At 74.3% G+C, this 18811-nt stretch carries 20 protein-coding genes and 1 pseudogene; 10 read left to right on the plus strand and 11 right to left on the minus strand.

Annotation, left to right across the window (positions count from 1 at the left end; translation table 11 throughout):
• Positions 1–1133 precede the first annotated feature (1133 nt).
• From ABZ807_RS01625 to ABZ807_RS01650, 6 genes and pseudogenes are all read left to right on the plus strand, one after another.
• Positions 1134–2513: pseudogene (locus ABZ807_RS01625) on the plus strand (hypothetical protein); the annotation flags it as partial.
• A gap of 43 nt (positions 2514–2556) precedes the next feature.
• On the plus strand, positions 2557–3531 hold the full coding sequence (locus ABZ807_RS01630) for an alpha/beta hydrolase (protein ID WP_357151385.1): 975 nt from the start codon (positions 2557–2559) through the stop codon (positions 3529–3531).
• A gap of 5 nt (positions 3532–3536) precedes the next feature.
• Complete coding sequence (locus ABZ807_RS01635) at positions 3537–4406, plus strand: DUF3152 domain-containing protein (protein WP_357151387.1); 870 nt, start codon at positions 3537–3539, stop codon at positions 4404–4406.
• A gap of 83 nt (positions 4407–4489) precedes the next feature.
• The gene (locus ABZ807_RS01640; protein ID WP_357151389.1) at positions 4490–5323 is read left to right on the plus strand and encodes a DUF3152 domain-containing protein; all 834 of its coding nucleotides are present in this window, start codon (positions 4490–4492) and stop codon (positions 5321–5323) included.
• 41 nt (positions 5324–5364) lie between these two features.
• Positions 5365–6615 (plus strand): adenylyltransferase/sulfurtransferase MoeZ, encoded by a 1251-nt coding sequence (moeZ, locus tag ABZ807_RS01645; RefSeq protein ID WP_357151494.1) that lies wholly within the window; start codon positions 5365–5367, stop codon positions 6613–6615.
• A 98-nt stretch (positions 6616–6713) separates the two neighbouring features.
• Positions 6714–7547: a squalene--hopene cyclase gene (locus tag ABZ807_RS01650; protein WP_357151496.1), complete on the plus strand. Its 834-nt coding sequence runs from the start codon at positions 6714–6716 to the stop codon at positions 7545–7547.
• Here the strand turns inward: ABZ807_RS01650 and ABZ807_RS01655 are convergent.
• The 8 genes from ABZ807_RS01655 to proB all read right to left on the minus strand — a co-directional run bounded on the left by ABZ807_RS01655 (position 7531) and on the right by proB (position 13047).
• Positions 7531–8046 carry an SUKH-4 family immunity protein gene (locus ABZ807_RS01655; protein ID WP_357151391.1) on the minus strand — a complete coding sequence of 172 codons (516 nt, stop codon included), beginning with the start codon at positions 8044–8046 and terminating at the stop codon, positions 7531–7533. The genes ABZ807_RS01650 and ABZ807_RS01655 overlap by 17 nt on opposite strands.
• 29 nt (positions 8047–8075) lie before the next feature.
• The gene (locus ABZ807_RS01660; RefSeq protein ID WP_357151393.1) at positions 8076–8696 is read right to left on the minus strand and encodes a hypothetical protein; all 621 of its coding nucleotides are present in this window, start codon (positions 8694–8696) and stop codon (positions 8076–8078) included.
• Positions 8693–9310, minus strand: a complete 618-nt coding sequence (locus tag ABZ807_RS01665; protein ID WP_357151395.1) for a hypothetical protein — start codon at positions 9308–9310, stop codon at positions 8693–8695. The genes ABZ807_RS01660 and ABZ807_RS01665 overlap by 4 nt, the downstream gene beginning before the upstream one ends.
• Positions 9303–9797, minus strand: coding sequence for a hypothetical protein (locus ABZ807_RS01670; RefSeq protein ID WP_357151397.1), 495 nt, complete (start codon positions 9795–9797; stop codon positions 9303–9305). The genes ABZ807_RS01665 and ABZ807_RS01670 overlap by 8 nt, the downstream gene beginning before the upstream one ends.
• A 28-nt stretch (positions 9798–9825) precedes the next feature.
• Positions 9826–10152, minus strand: coding sequence for a PE domain-containing protein (locus ABZ807_RS01675; protein ID WP_357151399.1), 327 nt, complete (start codon positions 10150–10152; stop codon positions 9826–9828).
• 2 nt (positions 10153–10154) lie between these two features.
• Entirely contained in the window at positions 10155–10553 is a 399-nt protein-coding gene (locus tag ABZ807_RS01680) for a YbaB/EbfC family nucleoid-associated protein (RefSeq protein WP_357151401.1), read from the minus strand.
• Positions 10554–10634: 81 nt separating this feature from the next.
• Complete coding sequence (locus ABZ807_RS01685) at positions 10635–11879, minus strand: glutamate-5-semialdehyde dehydrogenase (protein WP_357151403.1); 1245 nt, start codon at positions 11877–11879, stop codon at positions 10635–10637.
• A 10-nt stretch (positions 11880–11889) separates the two neighbouring features.
• Complete coding sequence (proB, locus tag ABZ807_RS01690) at positions 11890–13047, minus strand: glutamate 5-kinase (RefSeq protein WP_357151405.1); 1158 nt, start codon at positions 13045–13047, stop codon at positions 11890–11892.
• A 13-nt stretch (positions 13048–13060) separates the two neighbouring features.
• Here proB and ABZ807_RS01695 point away from each other — a divergent pair, with 13 nt between their 5' ends.
• Both ABZ807_RS01695 and ABZ807_RS01700 read left to right on the plus strand, forming a co-directional pair.
• Positions 13061–13375, plus strand: a complete 315-nt coding sequence (locus ABZ807_RS01695) for an MGMT family protein (protein ID WP_357151407.1) — start codon at positions 13061–13063, stop codon at positions 13373–13375.
• A 22-nt stretch (positions 13376–13397) separates the two neighbouring features.
• Entirely contained in the window at positions 13398–13589 is a 192-nt protein-coding gene (locus ABZ807_RS01700; RefSeq protein ID WP_357151498.1) for a hypothetical protein, read from the plus strand.
• 121 nt (positions 13590–13710) lie between these two features.
• Here ABZ807_RS01700 and ABZ807_RS01705 read toward each other — a convergent pair whose 3' ends face one another.
• Both ABZ807_RS01705 and ABZ807_RS01710 read right to left on the minus strand, forming a co-directional pair.
• Positions 13711–14901, minus strand: coding sequence for a hypothetical protein (locus ABZ807_RS01705; RefSeq protein WP_357151409.1), 1191 nt, complete (start codon positions 14899–14901; stop codon positions 13711–13713).
• Positions 14894–15463, minus strand: a complete 570-nt coding sequence (locus tag ABZ807_RS01710; RefSeq protein WP_357151411.1) for a SigE family RNA polymerase sigma factor — start codon at positions 15461–15463, stop codon at positions 14894–14896. The genes ABZ807_RS01705 and ABZ807_RS01710 overlap by 8 nt, the downstream gene beginning before the upstream one ends.
• A gap of 138 nt (positions 15464–15601) precedes the next feature.
• Here ABZ807_RS01710 and ABZ807_RS01715 point away from each other — a divergent pair, with 138 nt between their 5' ends.
• Together ABZ807_RS01715 and ABZ807_RS01720 are read left to right on the plus strand one after the other, a co-directional pair.
• Positions 15602–16180 (plus strand): NADH-quinone oxidoreductase subunit B family protein, encoded by a 579-nt coding sequence (locus ABZ807_RS01715; protein WP_357151413.1) that lies wholly within the window; start codon positions 15602–15604, stop codon positions 16178–16180.
• Positions 16181–16337: 157 nt separating this feature from the next.
• On the plus strand, positions 16338–17654 hold the full coding sequence (locus tag ABZ807_RS01720; RefSeq protein ID WP_357151415.1) for a DUF2252 domain-containing protein: 1317 nt from the start codon (positions 16338–16340) through the stop codon (positions 17652–17654).
• A gap of 18 nt (positions 17655–17672) precedes the next feature.
• On the opposite strand, the gene ABZ807_RS01725 is transcribed toward ABZ807_RS01720, so the two are convergent.
• A complete protein-coding gene (locus ABZ807_RS01725) occupies positions 17673–18719 on the minus strand; it encodes a glucose 1-dehydrogenase (protein WP_357151417.1) in 1047 nt (348 codons plus the stop codon).
• Positions 18720–18811: the final 92 nt, after the last annotated feature.

Genomic DNA, 18811 nt, shown 5'->3' on the forward strand with positions numbered 1-18811 from the left:
CCGCCGCCTCCGGCTTCGAGGTCCCGCCGGGCTTCCACGCTCCACCGGCCGACCGGGGCCAGGCTGACCGGGGCCAGGCTGACCGGGGCCAGGCCGACCGGGTTGAGACCGACGGGTTCCCGCCCGAGGCGCCCCGCGCCTGGGCGGACCGTTTCCACCCCGGTTCCCCGACAGAGTCGGCGGGGGCCCGCGGTGGCGACGAGGTGGGGGCCTGGGGAGAGCCGGACCGGCGGGCCGAGGACGCCCCGCACGCCGCCGAGCAGCCCTTCGCCGGTCCGGGCCACCGTCCGACCGACGAACCGGACTGGTCCGGCCCGAGCTGGAACCGCCCGAGCTGGGGCGGTGGCTGGGCACCGCCGTGGGCCCGCGAGGACGAGCCGCCGCCGGGCCGCCGGTCCCGGCCGGACCGGACGCCGGAGTGGTCGGCCGAGCCGGCCCGGCCGTACGAGCCGGTGCGCGCCGAGCCGGCCCGGCCGTACGAGCCGATCCGGGCCGAGCCCGCCCCGCCCTACGGGCCGGTGCCGTCCGAGGTGCCCCGGCCGTACGAGCTGACCCGGGCCGAGCGGGAGGCCCAGGCCGAGCGGGAGGCGTCGACCGGCTCCACCGACCGGCCGGTCCCGGAACGGTCCGCCGCCGCGCCGTCCCCCGTCGCCCCCCGCAGCGCCCCGCCGGCCGCCGCGCCCGCCGCCGCCCCACCGGCCGCCGCGCCGTCCAGCGCCCCGCCCGCCGCCGCGCCGTCCAGCGCGCCGCCGGCCGGCGCGTCCTACGGCGTGGCACCGGCGGGCACCTCGTACGGCGCGGCACCGGCCAGCGGGTCCTACCGCGCGGCACCGAGCACCGCGTCGTACGGCACGGCACCGACCGCCGGGTCACCGGGCACGGCGTCCTATGGCCCCCTGGCCGCCGCGCCGCACAGCCCGCCGCCCGTCCTGACGGAGGAGCCGGCCGCCGACACCGCCCCGACCACCGACCGGGCTGACCGGCCGTTCCGGCTCCGGTCCGTGCCGGTGGAGACCGACGCCGCCCCGGCGGAGCTGCCCGGCTACCCGCCGACCGCCACCGGCCCCGGCGCCGCGACGCACCCCGCCACGAGCGGGCCGAGTCGCCTCGACCGCACCTCGTCCGCGCCCGCCCCGACGAGCGCACCCCCGTACGCGGCCCGCCGCTCCGCCCCCGATCCGGTGCCCCCGGCCGAGCCGGCCGTGGCGGACGGGACGCCGGACACCGGCGAGGCGGTGCTGCCGCAGCGCGTCCCCGCCGAGCCGGACGTGCCCGTCGTGCCGGAGCCGCCAGCCGTGGAGCCACCCGCCGAGACCCCGGAACTCGCCCGCATCGCCACCCATCTGCGCCGCGACGACGAGCCCGCCCCGCTGCGGGAGCGGCCGGAGGGCTTCGACGTCAACGCCATCCTCGACGCCGTGCGGGAGGTGGCCGGCGTGCGGGACGCTGCCCTGCGCCGTACCCCGGCCGGCGCGCACAGCCTCCGACTGGACCTCGCCGACGGGGCCGACCCGGCCGAGGTGAGCCGGGTGGTGGCCCGACTGCTCCAGGAGCGGATGGGGTTGGCCGCGGCCCCGCAAAACCTGCCCGGCACGGTGCCCGCCCCGGCGCCGCTGCGCCGCCGCTCCGCCGAGACCCGCGCGGCCGAGCCGCGGGGCGCCGACCCGCGCCCCGGCGAGGCGGCGGCCCGGGCGCGCGACGCGGAGTCCCGCCCCGCCGACGTCCGCCGGCCGGACCCGGCCGGCCCGCCGAGGCGGTCCCGTCCGACCGACCCGTCGGGCGGTCCGGCCGACCCGTCCGGGCGGGAGAGCCGCGCCACCGGGCGCATCCTCGCCGACCAGCCGCCCGGGGCCGGTCCGGCGGCCGACGCGTCCACCCCCGTTTCCGCGCCCGACCGGGCGGAGGATCCCGGTACGGTCGCCGGGGTGCCGCGCCGTCGCCGGCAGGTCGCCGCGCACCGGGGCCGGGCCAGTGTGGAGGAGGCGAATCTGTCCGCCGCGCCGCCGGCCACCGGCAGCCCGGCCACGCTCGGCACGTCGTACTCCGGCGGGCAGCTGACCACGACGGAGACGGCGCCCTCGCGACCGCTGGACACCGGCGGCGCGCCGGGGCCCCGGGTGGTGATCGACCACGTCCAGGTGAGCACGTTCGGCCTCGACGCCACCGTCGAGGTACGCCTGCTCGCCGGCGGCGAGACTGCGGCCGGGCACTCCACCGGGCCGGCCGTGGACGGGTACGTCCTGCGGCTCGGCGCGGTGGCCGCCGCGGCGGCGGTGGACCAGCTGCTGCGGGGCGCCGAGGGCACCGCGGAGCGCCGGCGCTGCTTCGTCGAGCACGCCGCGGTGGTGCCGTTCGGCAGCTGCGAGGTGGCCACCGTGGTGGTGCTGCTGGTCTGCGACGGCTGGGTCGAGCAGCTCGCCGGCTCCGCGGTGGTCGCCGGTGACCCCCGGCAGGCGGTGGTACGCGCGACGCTGGCCGCCGTCAACCGTCGCCTGGAGGCGTTGCTGGCCTGACCGGGGCGGTGTCGGGGCGGGTCGTGGTGGGCACACTGGGGGCATGAAGCGCGCCACCCTCTGGCCCGACCGTCTGCTGCCCCCGCACCACGTCCCGCCGCCCTGGCCCGGCCGGGAGGTACGCCTCGACGGCACGGTCACCTACGTCCGCGACACCCCGGCCACCGGCCCGGACGCGGAGCCGGCGCTGTACGTGCACGGGCTGGGCGGCTCGTCGCAGAACTGGACGGATCTGGCCGGCCTGCTCGCCCACCGGCTCGACGGGCAGGCCATCGACCTGCCCGGCTTCGGGCGCAGCGAGCCGGGGCGGCGTTACACGATCCCAGCCTTCGCCGGGCGGGTGGTCCGCTGGATCGAGCACTCCGGCCGGGGGCCGGTGCACCTGTTCGGCAACTCGCTCGGTGGGGCGATCGCGGTGCACGTGGCGGGGCTGCGGCCGGAGCTGGTGCGTACCCTCACCCTGGTCTCCCCGGCGCTGCCGTTCCTGGACTTCCGCCGCTCGTTGCAGGGGCGGATGTTGCCACTGCTGGCCATCCCGCGCGGGGAGCGGCTGGCGGCCTGGCGGCTGGCCCAGCTCGCGCCGGAGGTGATGGTCCAGCAGGTGCTGGAGGCGTGCTTCGCCGACCTGAGCCGGATCGGCGAGCAGCGCCGGCAGGAGGCGCTGGAGGAGATCCGGGTGCGCTACGAGGCGGCGCACTACGCCGCCGCGTACGTCCGGACGTTCCGCGGCCTGGTCTCCAGCTTCCTGCGCTCGTACCTGCCGGGGCCGGGGTCGATGTGGCGGATCGCGGCGTCGATCCAGGCCCCGACGCTGGTGGTGGGCGGCATGCAGGACAAGCTGGTGGACGTGCGGGTGGCGCCGCAGGCGGCCCGGGTGATCCCGGACAGCCGGCTGTTGATGCTCGCCGGGGTCGGCCACGTCGCGCAGGTGGAGGTGCCGCGCACGGTGGCACGCGCCGTGCTGCACCTGCTCGCCGACACGGAGGACAGCGCGAGGCGGTCGGACGTGGCAGGATGACGCGGATGCCCCAGGCCCGCCCCCATAGCCACCGGCGCGCCCGTGGCCGCCGCGCGCCCGCCGCCGGCCGTCGGTGGACGGTGCTGCTGCTGGCGATGCTCGCGGTGGTGGTCGGTGCGGGCGGCAGGCTCTCCGCCGGCCGTCCCGGGGCCGACGCGGGCACACTCGCCGCCGACACGCCGGCTCCCGGGCCGACCGCCGCGCCGGCCACCCCGTCGCCGTCGCCGCCGGTCACCCCGAGCCCGTCTGCGCCCAGCCCGGCCCCCGTGCTCCAGCTGGCGGGCCCGGTGCCGTCCGCCGGGCCGGGCAGTTTCGGGTACGACGACCGGCCTGGCCCGGTGCTGGGGCGGGCCGGCACGGTGCAGCGTTACCGGGTGGCGGTGGAGACCGGCTCCGGGGAGGACGTGCACGCCTTCTCCGACGAGGCGCAGGAGGCCCTGGCCGGCCCGGGGAGCTGGGTGGACAGCGGCCGGCTGCGGTTGCGCCGGGTGCCGGCGGGTGAGGCGTACGACTTCACGGTCTACCTGGCCACCGCGACCACGGCGGGGCGGATGTGCCGGGCCGGGGGAGTGGACATCCGGGTGGGCGGCCGGCCGTACACGTCCTGCCGGGCGCCGGGCAAGGTGATCATCAACCTGGACCGGTGGCGGACCTCGGTGCCGCACTTCGTGCGGGGCGGTGTGCCGCTGTCGCTCTACCGCGCGTACGTGGTCAACCACGAGGTGGGCCACCAGCTGGGGCATCACCACGAGCGCTGCCCGGGGCGGGGCCGGCCCGCGCCGGTGATGCAGCAGCAGTCGCTCTTCCTCGACGGCTGCACCGCCAATCCGTGGCCCTACCTCGACGGACGGCGGTACAGCGGCCGTCCGGTCTGAGCCCCGTCGCGCGATCTGAAACATGCTCACGTAAGTCACGGCAAAAGCACTCATTTGCCCGATTGGTCTGCCATGCTGATCGGGTGACCCCGTTCTTCCCGCTCGCCGAGGGCGGCGAACCGGAGCCGGTCGACCGGGCCCGGCCGCCCGCCGGCGAGGCCCGACCGGGACTGGTCCGGATGCGCCGGCGCCGGCGGCGCGCTGTCCTGCTCGGCCTGGTGGCGCTCGGTGCGACCGTCGCCGGCGTCGTCTTCGTCCGGGCCGACGACCCCGTGCTCCCGTCCGCTCGGCTGCCGCAGGCGCACGGGTTCGGCGCCGGCGAGCGGGCCGCGCCGACCGCGTACCCGACCAGCGGCCCCGGCCGCTTCGCCGCCGCCGACGGGCGCTCCCCGGTGCGCGGGTACGACGGCCCGCTGCGCCGCTACCGGGTGGCGGTCGAGGAGGGCGCCGGGCAGGACCCCGACGTCTTCGCCGCCACCGTGGACGAGGTGCTCGCCGACCCGCGCAGCTGGATCGCCTCGGGCGAACTGCGGGTGCAGCGGGTACCCGAGGCCGCCGCCGCCGACTTCACCGTCTACCTGGCCACTCCGGCCACCTCCGAGCGGATGTGCGCCGAGGGCGGGTTGAGCACCGAGCGGTACACCTCCTGCCGGCTGCCCGGCGAGGTGATCATCAACCTGGCCCGCTGGATGGACGCCGTGCCGGACTACGGCGCCCCGCTGGCGGTCTACCGGACGTACGTGGTGAACCACGAGGTCGGGCACGAGTTCGGCGAGGAGCACCAGGCCTGCCCCGGCCCCGGTGAGCCGGCCCCGGTGATGCAGCAACAGACGTACGGCCTGGACGGCTGCGTCGCCAACGCCTGGCCGTACGTCGACGGGATCCGGCACTCCGGCCCGCTCGTCCCCGGTGTCTGAGTTATTCCCGCTCCCGCATGCCGGGCGACGTGTCCCTACTCATGGCCGACCGGCCTCCCGGCGAGCGACAATGGCGCGGTTCGCCACCAGCCGATCCCGGGGAGTCCACCGTGTCGCTGCCCCCGCTCGTCGAGCCCGCCGCCGAGCTGACCGTTGACGAGATCCGCCGCTACTCGCGCCACCTGATCATTCCGGACGTCGGGGTCGAGGGGCAGAAGCGGCTGAAGAACGCCCGGGTGCTCTGCGTCGGCGCCGGCGGTCTCGGCTCGCCGGCCCTGATGTACCTCGCCGCCGCCGGCGTCGGGACGCTCGGCATCATCGACTTCGACACCGTCGACGAGTCCAACCTCCAGCGCCAGATCATCCACGGCGTCTCCGACGTGGGCCGATCCAAGGCCGAGTCCGCAGCGGCCTCGATCCGCGAGATCAACCCGCTGGTCCGCGTGGAGATCCACAACACCGCGCTGGACCGGGAGAACGTCCGCGAGATCTTCTCCGGGTACGACCTGATCGTCGACGGCACCGACAACTTCGCCACCCGCTACCTGGTCAACGACGCGGCGGTGCTGCTCGGCAAGCCGTACGTCTGGGGTTCGATCTACCGCTTCGACGGCCAGGCGTCGGTGTTCTGGGCCGAGCACGGCCCCTGCTACCGCTGCCTCTACCCGGAGCCCCCGCCGCCCGGAATGGTCCCCTCCTGCGCTGAGGGCGGCGTGCTCGGCGTGCTCTGCGCGTCGATCGGCTCGATCCAGGTCAACGAGGCGATCAAGCTCCTCGCCGGCATCGGCGAGCCGCTGGTCGGCCGGCTGATGGTCTACGACGCCCTGGAGATGTCGTACCGCAAGATCAAGGTCCGCAAGGACCCGAACTGCGTGCTCTGCGGCGAGAACCCGACGGTCACCGACCTGCTGGAGGACTACGAGGACTTCTGCGGCGCGGTCTCCGAGGAGGCGCAGGAGGCGGTGGTCGACGCCACCATCACGGCGCTGGAGCTCAAGGAGTGGCAGGACGCCGGCAAGGACGTCTTCCTGGTCGACGTCCGCGAGCCCGCCGAGTACGAGATCGTTCGGATTCCCGGGGCCACGCTGATCCCCAAGGGCGACATCATCTCCGGTGAGGCGCTGGCGAAGCTGCCGCAGGACAAGCAGATCGTGCTGCACTGCAAGTCCGGCGTCCGCTCCGCCGAGGCGCTCGCCGCGCTGAAGGCGGCCGGATTCCGCGACGCGGTGCACGTTCAGGGCGGGGTGCTCTCCTGGATCAAGCAGATCGATCCCTCGCTGCCCGTGTACTGACCGGTCGGCCGGGGTCGGGTGCGGCGACCGCCCCGACCTCGGCCGATTCCCCGAGGCGCGATCACCTTTCCGCAGGTAGCGTGTCCGGCGTGGTGGACATGGACGCCGCTATCGGCTTCGTCGTGGCGCACGGGGACGCGGTGGACCGCGCCCGCCTCTCCCGGCTGCGCACCGGCGCGCCGGTGCCGGCCGGGCTGCTCGACGCCGCCGAGGCCGGGCAGACGCCCGACGGCGGCTGGCCGGCAATCCTCGACGATGCCGTCGGCTCCGTCGACGCGACCTGCTTCCGGCTTGCCGAGTTGGACGACCTCGGCGCCCTCGGCCGCCCGGCGGCCCGGCACGCGCTGGACTGGCTCGCCGCCCGGCAGTTGCCCGACGGCGGCTGGGACGAGGACCCGTCGCTGGCCGGCCTCGCCCCGGAGTGGGCCCGGCCGGGTGATCCGGAGGCCCGCTTCTACCTCACCGCCAACGCCGGCTTCTGGCTGACCGTGGCCGGGCTCGACGCCCGTGCCGCCGGCCCGCTCGACCACCGCGTCGGCGGCGCGTACGCCGGGGTGGTGCAGGCGGCGGCGCAGTCCGTCGCCGCGCAGCTCGGCGGGGACGGCGGTTGGCCGTCCTTCCTGCCCGCCGGCTGGCTGAGCGCGGCGCTGCTGCACCGGCAGGAGATGTACCACGAGTCGGCGCGCATCCAGGCGGTGCTGGCCGAGCGGATCCCGCAGATGTCCCCGGCGGACGTGGCCTGGCTGGCCGCGACGCTGCGCCGGGTCGAGGTGGGCGAGGAGCAGTGGCTGCTGGTCTCGGCCCGCCGCCGGCTCGCCGAGACCCAGCGCAGCGACGGCGGCTGGGACAGCGACGACGGTCACCAGTTCGACGTGCACACCACGCTGCGGGCGATCCGCGCCTGCCGGGCGGCGGTCACTTCAGCTGGCTGATCACCAGCGGCCACCAGCCGTCCGGGGCGAAGGCGGCCCGGTCGATGCTCTCCAGCACGGTGCGCAGCGACTCGGCCCGCTCGGCCCGACCCGCCTTGCCCTCGTCGGCCTCGACGAAGAGCGCGAACTGGTACAGGAACTCGACGAAGGTGCGGAAGTTGCTGTTGACGGCCTGGATGTCCTGCTGGTCCAGGTCGAACTGGAGGATCTCCCCGGTCCGCGGGTCGAGCACGTAGAGCAGCTCGGGGTTGTCGGGCACCGCGCCCACCACGATCAGCCGGACGTCCAGCGAGCCGTCCTCGGTGCTCAACTGGATGGTGTCGTACAGCTCGATGTCGCCCTCGAGGAGTGCGGTGTAGACGACCGCCACGTCGAGCGGGATCTCGTCGCCGCCGGGGAGCATGTCGGGGCTGAAGCCCCCCTCCAGCCACGCCTCGCGCGGGTACGGGATGAGCTCGTCCTCGCTCCACAGTGCCGTGAACCGGGGATCAGCTGCCATGACGGTCCTTCGCGGGTCGACGGTGGGGATCAGGAGGACAGGCCGGCGGCGATCAGCAGGCGCCGCCAGTTGTCGGCGTACTCGCCGGCGTGCGGCCCCTTGCGCAGCCGCCGTTCGGCCACGCCCGGCCCGAGGACGGTCCCGACGAGCGCCGGGTAGCCGGGGCCGAGCACGTGCTCGTCGAAGAACGTGACGACGTCCGGGGCGATGACGGTCAGTTCCGGTTCCTCGTCGGGGTGCTCGTAGAGGAACAGGTAGTCGTCCGGTTCCATCCAGTAGACGTCGAGGTCCTCGGTGTCCAGGTAGATCGGGGCGCCGGCCCGGATCTCGGCACGCAGACGCGGCGGGATGCTGTGCACCTCGTGGCCGACCGGCAGGGGGCTGCCCATCGGGTCGCTCTCGTCCACCGTGCGGCCCGCCCAGGCCGCCGGGCTGACAATCTGCTCCGGGGGCATGAACCGGAAGCTGTCCCCCTCCAGCCGGCCGAAGAGACCGTAGACCTCGGCCACACCGGGCAGCTCGGTCAGCGGTTCCAGCGGCGCCGGCTCGCCGATCACCACACCGAAGCCGCGCTCGGCCTCCAGCCGCCGCAGCAGGTCGAGCTTCTCCCGGATCCGGTCCAGGCCGGCGGCGTGGTCGGCGCTGCTCACGGGATGACCTTCACGATGATCGGCGTGCCCTCGGGGACGTCCCGCAGCGCCACGGAGATGTCGCTGCCGAGCTGCCGGTTCGTATGGGAGTCCATCGGCCTGAGATTATCGTACGTGTCCGTTCCGTCCATTTGGAGCTCGTGGATGTGGTCCGGGTCGTAGCCTTGGCCGCGGGCGTTGATCGGCCCCTTCCCGGCGTAGAGCCGGTCCACCACCGTCTTGTTGGCCAGGTACTTGTTGGTGTCCGGGGTGCCCTTCTGCGAGGTGAGGCGGCCGTCCTTGGTGAGGTTGCGGATCATCCGGTCGCGGTAGATGTTGGTGCGGGTGCGGCGCCTCTTCGTCGCCGGGTCCCAGACCTTGTTGCTGTCCCGGTCCGACGGCGCCTTCTTCAGCCGCCCCTCCTGACCGAGCCGGACCAGGTCCTTCGCCTTGCGGTCGAAGTCCTTCCTGTCGAAGTCGGGCCGGTTCTTCAACACCAGCACCGCCGGCCCGTCGACCTTCTTGCCGGCCGCCTTGGCGGTGCGGAACACGTCGGCGTTCTCCAGGAACGCCGAGACGATCCGGGCCCCCTGGGCCTGGGTCTGCCGCGGCGGGCTGGTCCGCTTTTTAGCCATTGAGCACCGTGTCCACGGCCATCCCGATCAGCTGGTCGACGATCATCCCGGTGATCATCTTGAAGATCGGGATCTCCAGCAGGGACGCGCCGAAGGTGGCCACCGCCGTCGCGATCGCCTGCGCGATCTGGATGGCCAGCAGGATCAGCTGCACGATCACCTGGATCTTCAGCGCCAGCACCACGCCCGCCGCAGCCATCAGCCCGATGGCGATGACGTTCGTCGGGTCGGTGGCGTCGGCGATGTTGCGGGCGGCCGACTCCTTGTCGTTCCACTCGTCGGCGAAAGCGGTGAAACTCTCGCCCCGGTTGGTCTCCAGCACCGTCCGCGCCGCCGTCTCCAGCCGGGCGACCGAGCCGTTGATCCGCTCGGCCATCCCGGTCCACTCGCCGGCGAGCTGGAAGATCGCGGTCTCGTCGGACTCCGGCCAGTCGTACCCGATCATCGAGAGCAGCGACGCGAGCTCGCCCGGAAGCGTCAGACCCATGGCGAATCCTTTCGTACGCGCGGCGCGCTCATCCGCCGAGCTTGCCGAGAATCGACCGGAAGGAGCTGGTGGCGTCGTCCTCGACGGCCCGGTAGCTCTCGGCCATCCCGTGCAGGCCGTCGACGTAGCTCGCCAGCTCGGCGACGTTGGTGCTGACGCACTCGGTCAGCGCGTCCACGCAGGCCTGGTGAGCGACGCCGACCAGCATCCCGATCTCGTCGCCGCCGAACGCCTGCGCATAGCCGCCCACCGCCGCCTGGAACGCCTCAAAGGCCTGCCGGACGTCCTCCTTCGCCCGGTCCAGTTCGTCCGCGCCGTGGCGTATCGCATCGATGTCAACGTCGAGTGGTTCCACGGTCAGCTCCGCTGCTGGATCTTGCGCATGGTCTCGCTGATGGCCTGGCTGATCTCGCGCATCTGCCGCAGGCCCTGGTCCTGCAGGCGCTCGACGGTGGCGGTCATCGCGGCGAGGTCGGGCATCGGCTCAGACGTGGCCGGATCGTCCTGCCCGTCGAGGGCCGCGTTCACCGCCCGGCGCAACTCCTCGGCGAGGTGTTCCGCCCCCTCGCGAAGCACCCGGGGGTCGAGGTCGACGGCGCTGACCCGCCCGTCGGTGCCGAGGGTGACCCGGATCCGCCCGTCGGCGGCCTCGCCCACCGACTCGACCCGTTCCCGGGGTGTCACGCTGCGGCTCACGTCCCGCAGCGCGGTGCGCGCCTGCGCAAGCTGCTCTTCCAGGGCGCTCTCGCCTAGCATGCCGCCTCCCCAGCCGTGCCGAACCGGTCCCAGACTAGCGGCCCCGCGCACCCTCGGGCTGCCCCCGTCCACCAAGGACGGTCATGCGCGCAGGTGCCCGTCCCCGGTGACCACGTACTTCGTCGAGGTCAGCTCGGGCAGCCCCATCGGGCCGCGGGCGTGCAGCTTCTGGGTGGAGATGCCGATCTCGGCGCCGAAGCCGAACTCGCCACCGTCGGTGAACCGGGTCGACGCGTTCACCATCACCGCCGCCGCGTCCACCCGGGCCACGAACTCCCGGGCCGCCGAGGCGGAGTCGGTGAGGATCGCCTCGGTGTGCCCGGTGCCGTAGCGGCGGATGTGCGCGACCGCCGCGTCGAGCGAGTCGACCACGGCGACCGAGATGTCCGCCGAGAGGTACTCGGTGGCGAAGTCCTCGTCGGTGGCCGGCACCACCGCGTCGGAGAACGCGGCCACCCGGGCGTCGCCGTGCACGGTGACCCCGGCCCTGGCGAAGGCGGCCAGCGCCGGCGGCAGGAAGGCGTCCGCGACCGCCGCGTGCACCAGCAGCGACTCAGCGGTGTTGCAGGTGGACAGCCGCTGGGTCTTGGCGTTGAGGGTGACCGCCACCGCCTTCGGCACGTCCGCGGCGGCGTCGACGTAGACGTGGCAGTTGCCCACCCCGGTCTCGATCACCGGCACCGTCGACTCCTCGACCACGGTGCGGATCAGCGACGCGCCGCCGCGCGGGATCAGCACGTCGACCAGGCCGCGCGCCCGCATCAGCTCCTTGACCGAGTCGCGCGAGCTGGCGTCGAGCAGCTGCACCGCGTCCGCCGGCAGGCCGGCCCCGGCGACCGCGTCCCGCAGGACGGCGACCAGCGCCGCGTTCGAGTTCGCCGCCGACGAGGAGCCGCGCAGCAGCGCGGCGTTGCCGGACTTCAGGCAGATCCCGGCGGCGTCCACGGTCACGTTCGGCCGGGCCTCGTAGATGATGCCGACCACCCCGAACGGCACCCGGACCTGGCGCAGCTCCAGCCCGTTGGGCAGGGTCGAGCCGCGGACCACCTCGCCCACCGGGTCGGGCAGCGCGGCCATCTGGCGCAGCGCGTCCGCGATGCCCGCCACCCGGTCCGCGTCGAGGGCGAGCCGGTCCAGCACGGCCGCGCTCAGCCCGGCCGCGCGCCCGGCCGCCAGGTCCGCCGCGTTCGCGGTCAGGATCTCCGGCGTACGCGCCACCAGCGCGTCGGCCATCGCGTGCAACGCGGCGTCCTTGGCGGTACGCGTGGCGACCGCCAGCGCGCCCGCTGCCCCCCGGGCCCGGCGGGCCTGCTCGCTGACGCTCATCGTCCACTCCTCACAGCAGCACGAGATCGTCGCGGTGGACGACCTCCCGTTCGTACGCCGGGCCGAGCGCCGCGGCGAGCTCCCCGGTGGAGCGGCCGAGCAGCCCCGGCAGCTCCACCGCGTCGTAGTTGACCAGCCCCCGGGCCACCGGCGCGCCCTCGGTGTCCACCAGGTCGACCGGGTCCCCGGCGGTGAACGCGCCGTCCACGGCGGTGATCCCGGCCGGCAGCAGCGACTTGCGCCGCCCCACCACCGCCTGCACCGCCCCCGGGTCGAGGTGCAGCCGGCCCCGGGGCGCGGTGGCGTGCGCGAGCCAGAACAGCCGGGCCGTGGGCCGCCGCCGGCTGGGATGGAAGAACGTGCCGACCGGCTCGCCGGCCAGCGCCCCGCCGGCCAGCGGCGCGGCGGTCAGCACCACCGGGATGCCGAAGCCGGTGGCGATCCGGGCCGCCTCGACCTTGGTCACCATGCCGCCGGTGCCGACGCCGGAGCGGCCCGCGCCGCCGACATCGATGCCGGCCAGGTCGCCCTCGCCGCGTACCTCGGTGATCCGGGTGCTGCCCGGCTGGACCGGGTCTCCGGTCCAGAGCGCGTCCACGTCGGAGAGGAGCACCAGCAGGTCGGCGTCGACCAGGGCGGCGACCAGCGCGGCCAGCCGGTCGTTGTCGCCGAAGCGGATCTCGTCGGTGGCGACCGTGTCGTTCTCGTTGACGATCGGCACCGCCCGCAGGTCGAGCAGCTTGCGCAGGGTCCGGTACGCGTTACGGTAGTGCGCCCGCCGGGTCACGTCGTCGACGGTGAGCAGCACCTGGCCGACGGTGAGCCGGTGCCGGGCGAAGCCGGCCGCGTACCGGCCGATGAGCAGGCCCTGCCCGACGCTCGCCGCGGCCTGCTGGGTGGCCAGGTCGCGGGGCCGCCGGGTCAGCCCGAGCGGGGCGAGGCCGGCCGCGATCGCGCCGGAGGAGACCAGCACCACCTCGCGGCCGGAGGCGGCGAGCGCGCCGAGGGTGTCCACCAGGGTGCCCACCCGGGCGTCGTCCAGCCCACCGGCGGCGGTGGTCAGCGAGGAAGAACCGATCTTGACGACGATCCGCCGGGCCGAGGTGACTGCTTCGCGCACCCGCCCATTCTGCGCGGTCGGTCCCGCGCGACCCGGCCGCGTTCCCATATCGTGGCCGGTCGTGACGCCTGAGGAGTACGTGGAGACGGTGCTCGCGTTGGTCGAACGGATCCCGCCAGGCCGGGTGATGTCGTACGGGGCGGTGGCCGACGCCCTCGCCGAGCGCTCCGGCCGGGCCTCGGCCCGGCTGGTCGGCTCGATCATGGCCCGGCACGGCGGAGGGGTGCCCTGGCACCGGGTGGTGACCTCCGCCGGCCGGCTGCCGCCCGGCCACGAGGTCGAGGCGCGGGCCCGGTTGCGGGCCGAGGGCTGCCCGCTGCGCCCCGCCGGGGTGGACATGGCGGCGGCGAGCTGGTGGCCGGGCGAGGGGATGTGACCGCGGCCACAACGTGAGCCCCATGGACGCGCCGCCGGCTCAAGTCGACCCGTCGGTCGCCGGGGCGCCGGACCCGGGCGTGCTCCCGCGCCGGGTGCACGCCGGGTACGCCCTCGGCTCGCTGGCCACCGGCGCGTTCGGCACCGTGCCGGTCGACCCGGTGACGCGGCTGCTGGTGGAGTTCGTCGGGCTGCTGCAACGCCCCGCCTGGTGACCTCCGCCCGCGACAAGGGGGGCACGGAACCGTCCTGGTTCCGTGCCCCCCCCCTTCTCTTAGGTGACACAGGGCGCAAGGGAGATCGTCGGCCGGGCCCCGCGTCCACGGACGATCGCGCTCAGCCCGCCGTGCGCAGGTCGACGCTGTTGTCCTTCGGCTTCAGGTCGCCCCAGTACCGGTCCTGGGAGTCGAAGTGGACGGCCTGCAGGCTCATCTGTCCACTGGTGCGCCCAGGGTCGATCAGGAACCGGAAGGTGTATGTCCGCCGTCCCCCGGCCCGCAGGCCGTCCAGGAGGCAGGCCTCGGGCCCGGACATCTGCGCCATCCGGCACTGCGAGAGGTCGCCTCCGGCCGGCTCCCCGATCGTTCCGAGATCGAAGCCGAGCCGGGGCACGTCTACCGGACCCTTGTTGACCACGGTGATGCTCACCGAGCCGGTCCGCCTGCCACTGGCGTCGGACGGACCGAGGACGAGATCCCCCGCCGTCAGGGTGAGATCGGTCAGCCGGGGGTCCGTCCCGAACTTCGTCGGTCCGGCCGTCTGGATGAAGCGCGTGCCCGTCCAGGCGTACGTCCGCCACTGCTTCTGCGGCCACCAACCCGGCGTACCGCAGCAGGGCTGGATGTCCGCCACCTGGGCCCGGACGCGCCCGTCCGCCTCGACCGTGAAGTCGGTGATGTCATCCATTCCCTCGTGGGTGCCGACGATCCGACCCATGGTGACGATGCGCCCGGCCTCGTCCCGGTCGAAGGCCAGCACCTGCTTTGCCAGGCCCTCGCCGTACCGGCAGGCGACCAGGGCGACCGTCTCGGTGGCGCCGTCGCCGTCCAGGTCGCCGTAGCGGAGGTCGCCCCAGACCTCCGGCCGGTAGTCCTTCTGCGGCTCGCGCAGGCGGACCCGGTCCGTGGTGCAGGTCTTCGGGAGGCCCGGCGGCCAGCTCGGCAGGTCGACGCGGGCGGTGAGGAGCTGGGCCCGGCTGATCCGGCCGTCCGGCGCGGCCGGGGTGGGCCTGGCCGTGCTCGGCGTCGGGGACGGGGTCGGCGAGGGCGTCGTCGCCGACGGGGTCGGGGCGCCGGTCTCGGCCGGTACGGGCGGTGGACCGGAGCGCCGGTCCAGGGCCGCCTCGGCGCCCACCGGGATCGCCACGGCGAGCACCACGGCCGCCGCGGTGGCCACCGCCGTGCGCTGGCGACGACGGCGGACCGTCTCCCGTACGGCGGCCGTTCCAGCCGGCTGGACCGCCGGGGCGTACGCCTCGCGGAACGCGGCGAACTCGCCGCTGAGCAGGATGTCGTCGAAGTCAGTCATGGTCGTTCACCTCGTTGGTGGTGGCCAGTTGCGCGGCCAGTGCCACCCGGCCCCGGTGCAGCCAGGACTTGACCGTGCCCTCCGGCACGCCCTCCTGCACGGCGATCTGGGTGACGGAGAGATCGGCCAGGTAGTGCAGCACCACCGCGCGGCGCTGGCCGGTCGGCAGGTCCGCCAGGGCGGCGGTCAACGCCACCCGGTCCGGCCCCGGCCCCGGCACGTGCTCCTCCCGCTGGCGCCGCAGCCAGGACTGGGCGGTCCGCAGCCGCCGCCAGCGACTGGCGGCCAGGTTCCAGGCGACCCGGCGTACCCAGGCGACCGGGTCGTCGTACCGGGATACCCGCGACCAGCGGGCGAACGCCCGGCAGAAAGCCTCCTGGACCAGGTCCTGCGCCTGCGAAAGGTCACCGCAGTACGCGGCCAGCTGGAGCGTCAGCGACCGGAAGTGCGCATGGTAGAACCGGTCGAAGTCGATACCCCCAGGCCGTTCCGGTCGCTCCGGCCGGTCCGCTGCCCGCTCGGGTGGCGGCTCGCCGAGCCGTGGCTCCCTCGTCATCGTCATCTGATCCTCCCCGTGCAGGGTGACCGCCGCTACGGTCCACGCCGGTCACACGCGTCGACGCCGACCGCGGTTGCGCCGGTGGTCGCCTCCGGCGCTGTGGTTGACTGTCATATCGGGGACACGCGAGGGAGGCCCGAGGTGCAGTTGCCGGCGGTGCTCGGCGAGCCGATCCGGTTCGTGCTGAACTGGGGCCGCCGCTACTCGCTCTGGGTCTTCAACTTCGGCCTGGCCTGCTGCGCGATCGAGTTCATCGCCACCAGCATGGGCCGGCACGACTTCATGCGGCTCGGTGTCATCCCGTTCGCCCACGGCCCCCGCCAGGCCGACCTGATGGTGGTCTCCGGCACGGTCACCGACAAGATGGCCCCGGCGATCAAGCGCCTCTACGACCAGATGCCCGAGCCGAAGTACGTCATCTCGTTCGGCGCCTGCTCCAACTGCGGCGGCCCGTACTGGGACTCGTACTCGGTGACCAAGGGGGTCGACCAGCTCATCCCGGTCGACGTCTACGTGCCCGGCTGCCCGCCGCGGCCGGAGGCACTGCTGCACGGCATCCTCCGTCTCCAGGAGAAGATCGCCGCCGAGCAGGCCGGCATCGGCGGCGTGGCCCGCCCCGACCCGCTCGCCCCGCCGATCGACGCCGCGCCGCACCCGGACGCCGCGCCCCGCTCCGTGGCGTCGCTCACCTCCCCGCCGGTACGCCCGCCGGCGCCCTGAGCCGCCACCGGGGTCCGACCGGCGGCCCACCCGCCGGATCGGCCCGCCGGACCGGCCCGCCGGATCGGCCCGCCGGACCGGCCCGCCGGACCGGCCCGCCGGATCGGCTCGCTCGGACGAGCGCCCCGGCTGGCGGCCGGGGATTAGCCTGCGGTCCATGACCCAGTCCGCGGAGCAGCGTTCCGCCTTCATCATCGACGTGCTGACCGAGGAGTTCGGCGCGTCGATGGCACTCGACCCGGCGGCCTTCCGCCGAAAGTTCCGCAAGATGGCCGCCTCCCCGTTCGCCTTCTACCGGGGCAGCGCGTCCCTGTTCTACGCCGACCAACTCGGCGACTTCGCCGACGAGGCGTTCCTCGACGGGCGGACCAGCCGGGTGTGGATCCACGGCGACCTGCACGCGGAGAACTTCGGCACCTACATGAACGGCTCTGGGCAGTTGGTGTTCAACGTCAACGACTTCGACGAGGCGTACGTCGGGCCGTTCACCTGGGACCTCAAGCGCCTCGCGGCCAGCGTTGCCCTGCTCTGCTACGCCAAGGCCCTCTCCGATCAGGTGATCAGCGACCTGGTCGCCCGGTTCGCCCGGGCGTACCTGACCGAGCTGCGGGCCATCGCGGCGGGCGGGGACGACGCGATCGGCTCGATCACCCTGGACAACGCCGACGGCGTGCTGCGCCGGGTGCTCCAGCAGGCCCGGCTCAACACCCGGGTGGACCTGCTCGCCACGCACACCACCATCGACAACTACGAGCGCCGCTTCTCCCTCGGCGACGGGGTCTTCGAGATCGACCAGGCCACCCGCGAGAAGGTCTGCGCGGCCTTCGAGAGCTATCTGGAGACGTTGCCGGCATCGCGCCCGCGGCTGCGTCCTGTTTCAGCCCACATCAAGGACGTGGTGCTGCGTAAGGGCGTGGGCATCGGCTCGGCCGGGCTGCCGTCGTACAACCTGCTGCTGGAGGGGCACACCCAGGCGCTGGAGAACGACGTCGTGATCTACATGAAGCAGGCGCAGGTGCCCGCGGTGGCCCGGCACATCGACGACGAACGGGTCCGCGGCTACTTCCGGCACCAGGGTCACCGTACGGCCGAGTCGCAGCGGGCCCTGCAGGCGCACGCCGACCCGTGGGTGGGCTTCACCGAGCTGGACGGGGCCGGCCAGCTCGTCGCCGAGGTCTCCCCGTACGCCGCCGACCTGGACTGGGCGGACGTGAACGAGCCGGACGAACTGGCCGGGGTCCTCGGTGACCTGGGCCGGGCGGTGGCCCGGATGCACTCGGTCGCCGACGACGAGTCCAGTCACGACCTGGTGGACTACTCCACCGAGGAGTCGATCGTGGCGGCGGTGGACGCCGACGAGGCGGGTTTCGTGGCCCACCTGGTCGACTTCGCGCACGCGTACGGCGTCCGCACCCGGGAGGACCACCAGCTCTTCGTGGACCTGTTCCGCAACGGCCGCCTCCCCGGCATCTGACCGCTCGGGTCCGTCGGCTCAGGCGGTGAAGTCCAGCACCACCTTGATGTCCCCGCCGGTGTGGGTGTACGCCTCGGCGTACGCCGACACCGGCACCCGGCGGGTGATCAGCGACTTCAGCCAGGACTGGTCGGCCCGGGCCAACGCCTCGGCGGCCAGCTCCCAGTGCCGCCGGTTGGCGTTGACCGAGCCGAAGACCACGTTGTTCTCCAGCACCAGTTCCCGGTTGAGCGCGCCCGCGTCGAAGTCGATGGTCCGGCCGCCGCTGGAGACGCCGGTCAGGCAGACGATGCCGATCGGCCCGGCCTGGCACATCGCGTCCAGCACCACCGCCGGCGCGCCGGTGCACTCGACCACCACGTCCGGTGCGAAGTCCAGCTCGGCTACCGGCACCGTGTGGTACGTCGCGCCGAGCGCCCGGACCAGGTCCGGCTTCGGGCCGGTGGTGTTCCGGTCGAGCACGTGCACCGACAGCCCGCGCTGGATGGCCAGCAGCGCCGCCAGCAGGCCGATCGGGCCGGCGCCGGTGACCAGCACGCTCTGCGGCTTCCACTCGGCGCGGCCGCCGATCCGCTCGATGTGGTCCCAGGCCTTCGCCACCACGCTGGTCGGCTCCAGCAGCATCCCGACCGGAGCGAGGATCGGGTCCAGGCCCACGGCGAACTTCGGTTGCACCCGCCACCGGTCCCGCGCGAAGCCGGGCAGGCCCTTGATCCCGTGCTCGGTGTACTGCCCGTTGCGGCACATGTCCCACTCGTCGACCGCGCAGTTCGGGCAGGGCACCGGGTCGGGGTGCCGGACCACGCCGGCCACCAGGTCGCCGGGTCGCAGGGTGCCGGTGGGGTCCTCCAGCACCCGGCCCAGCGACTCGTGCCCGAGCACCAGCCGCTCCTGCCCGGGCGGGGCCTCCCCGTAATGGCCCGAGATGATCTCCTGATCGGTGCCGCAGATGCCCACCGCCAGCGCCTCGACCAGGATCGCGCCCTCCTCGGGCGGCGGCTCGGGCCAGTCCTCCACCAGTCGCAGCGAGTCGGGCACCCCGGGAGTCACAGTGACAGCGCGCACGGTGACCATCCTCCCCCCTCCGGCGTCCGCCCGCCGGGCAAAGCGGCGAGAAGCCCGCGCCGGGCGGCCTGACACGGCCGCGGGCCGCCGGC

The organism is Micromonospora sp. NPDC047548, from assembly GCF_040642975.1.
In the GTDB taxonomy this organism is placed as follows: domain Bacteria; phylum Actinomycetota; class Actinomycetes; order Mycobacteriales; family Micromonosporaceae; genus Micromonospora.

Excerpts from the sequence above, each read along its gene's own strand:
- ABZ807_RS01630 (WP_357151385.1), top strand. The coding sequence starts at position 2,557 with ATGAAGCGCGCCACCCTCTGGCCCGACCGTCTGCTGCCCCCGCACCAC.
- ABZ807_RS01635 (WP_357151387.1), top strand. The coding sequence starts at position 3,537 with ATGCCCCAGGCCCGCCCCCATAGCCACCGGCGCGCCCGTGGCCGCCGC.
- moeZ (WP_357151494.1), top strand. The coding sequence starts at position 5,365 with ATGGCCGACCGGCCTCCCGGCGAGCGACAATGGCGCGGTTCGCCACCA.
- ABZ807_RS01650 (WP_357151496.1), top strand. The coding sequence starts at position 6,714 with ATGGACGCCGCTATCGGCTTCGTCGTGGCGCACGGGGACGCGGTGGAC.
- ABZ807_RS01655 (WP_357151391.1), bottom strand. The coding sequence starts at position 8,046 with ATGGCAGCTGATCCCCGGTTCACGGCACTGTGGAGCGAGGACGAGCTC.
- ABZ807_RS01665 (WP_357151395.1), bottom strand. The coding sequence starts at position 9,310 with ATGGCTAAAAAGCGGACCAGCCCGCCGCGGCAGACCCAGGCCCAGGGG.
- ABZ807_RS01670 (WP_357151397.1), bottom strand. The coding sequence starts at position 9,797 with ATGGGTCTGACGCTTCCGGGCGAGCTCGCGTCGCTGCTCTCGATGATC.
- ABZ807_RS01680 (WP_357151401.1), bottom strand. The coding sequence starts at position 10,553 with ATGCTAGGCGAGAGCGCCCTGGAAGAGCAGCTTGCGCAGGCGCGCACC.
- ABZ807_RS01685 (WP_357151403.1), bottom strand. The coding sequence starts at position 11,879 with ATGAGCGTCAGCGAGCAGGCCCGCCGGGCCCGGGGGGCAGCGGGCGCG.
- proB (WP_357151405.1), bottom strand. The coding sequence starts at position 13,047 with ATGGGAACGCGGCCGGGTCGCGCGGGACCGACCGCGCAGAATGGGCGG.
- ABZ807_RS01700 (WP_357151498.1), top strand. The coding sequence starts at position 13,398 with ATGGACGCGCCGCCGGCTCAAGTCGACCCGTCGGTCGCCGGGGCGCCG.
- ABZ807_RS01705 (WP_357151409.1), bottom strand. The coding sequence starts at position 14,901 with ATGACTGACTTCGACGACATCCTGCTCAGCGGCGAGTTCGCCGCGTTC.
- ABZ807_RS01710 (WP_357151411.1), bottom strand. The coding sequence starts at position 15,463 with ATGACGATGACGAGGGAGCCACGGCTCGGCGAGCCGCCACCCGAGCGG.
- ABZ807_RS01720 (WP_357151415.1), top strand. The coding sequence starts at position 16,338 with ATGACCCAGTCCGCGGAGCAGCGTTCCGCCTTCATCATCGACGTGCTG.